At 48.4% G+C, this 1557-nt stretch carries 2 protein-coding genes; both read right to left on the reverse strand.

Annotation, left to right across the window (positions count from 1 at the left end):
* A partial coding sequence (locus AB5443_RS14825) for a relaxase/mobilization nuclease domain-containing protein (RefSeq protein WP_368119615.1) occupies window positions 1-411 on the reverse strand: 411 nt, incomplete at its 3' end.
* A complete protein-coding gene (gene mobA, locus AB5443_RS14830) occupies window positions 396-818 on the reverse strand; it encodes a conjugal transfer protein MobA (RefSeq protein ID WP_039969959.1) in 423 nt (140 codons plus the stop codon). The genes mobA and AB5443_RS14825, both read right to left, overlap by 16 nt.
* Window positions 819-1557 lie beyond the last annotated feature (739 nt).

Here is a 1557-nt window from a genome sequence, read left to right on the forward strand (position 1 = left end):
GTGCTCATAGGAATCCTTGATTTTCCTGCCGTCATCATCAATGCAGACACTGACGATATGCACGTGTGTGTTGCAGGTATCGTTGTGCCTGTACACGATAAACGGCTGCTGTCCGTACCCCATCTTGTCCATGTATTTTTCGGCCAGTTCCATCAACCGGGCATTGTCCAGCCTGTCTTCCGGTGCCGGACTGAGCGAAACGTGCAGGACGGGCTTTTCGGTTCGGCGGTTTGCTATCAGATGGTTCTCGAATGAAAGGAGCACCAGCCGAAGGTCTTCGCTCGGCAGGCCCGGCCGGTCGGAAATCATCCGGTGTCCCGACAGGATTTCCGCCGAACCTTTGAGAACCTTTTCGTGATTGTAGGCCAGTGCCCCGTAAAGGCTGGCCCCATGACTTATCTTGGCAACCATTTCTCTTCGTATTCCCGGGTCAATGACATGATCTGCTTGCTGAGCAGGATGAGTTCCAGCGTTGCCTTTTCGAGCCTGTAGAGCAGGGACCGTGCCCTTTGCTCTCCGAAGTTCTTCTGTACGGCCCTTACAACCTGGTTGTAGTTGTTTCCTACAGCCTGAAACTGGCGGTGGAATTCCCCGAGTCGGATGTAATAGTCCATGGATACCTTGTCTACCTTGATCACCTTGAGTTGCCCTGAAAAGAGCGACTTCTTGATGAAGACCGTGCGGTCCCTGGCTCCCGACTCCAGGAACAGCCTCTCGAACCTTCCATTCTCTTCCGCATTCAGACGGAAGCTGTACTTGTAATCCGCCGGATCCGTCTTCGGTTTCCGGCCTGTTCTTGTCCCTTGCTTTTTCTCCATGCTTTGCTTCATTTGGGTTGTTTTGCATTCTCTGTCAGATTTTCCGACTTTGGAGGAAAATCCCCCGACCGTGAGGGAGGGCAAGTTGGTCTTTGTCGGGCAGAATACTTTCTGTCGGACAAAGACACAACTTGCTCTGTTCGTTTGAACAGAGAATCCACCTCCGGCGGATTGCTGCGCGACGCTTGCGGCGTGCTGTGGTCCGTTGGAGCATCTTTCCTGCCGTTTCTCGGTTCTGACTTTGCAAAATTACACCGACATATCCATCTGTAAAACATGCTGTTGTGCGACATTTGATGACATCTGATGCTGTCTGATGCCACAAGGATGGAGTATCGCATCCAAACCGCTTGAAAGACCTTATTTTTGACGCAGATTTTAGATTGCAATAACATAATCATGCATCCATGCAATGACATCGTATTGCAACCTTATATCGATGCATCCATGCAATGACATCGTATTGCAACCTTATATCGATGTATCCATGCAATGACATCGTATTGCAATCGTATATCGATGCATCCATGCAATGACATCGTATTGCAATCATATATTGATTCATCCATGCAATGACGTCGTATTGCAATCGTATATCGATGCATCCATGCAATGACATCGTATTGCAATCATATATTGATGCAACCATGCAATGACATCGTATTGCAATCATATATTGATTCATCCATGCAATGACGTCGTATTGCAATCGTATATCGATGCATCCATGCAATGACAT

It is taken from the genome of Bacteroides sp. RTP21281st1_H5_RTP21281_210402 (assembly GCF_040918965.1).
In the GTDB taxonomy this organism is placed as follows: Bacteria; Bacteroidota; Bacteroidia; order Bacteroidales; family Bacteroidaceae; genus Bacteroides; species Bacteroides congonensis.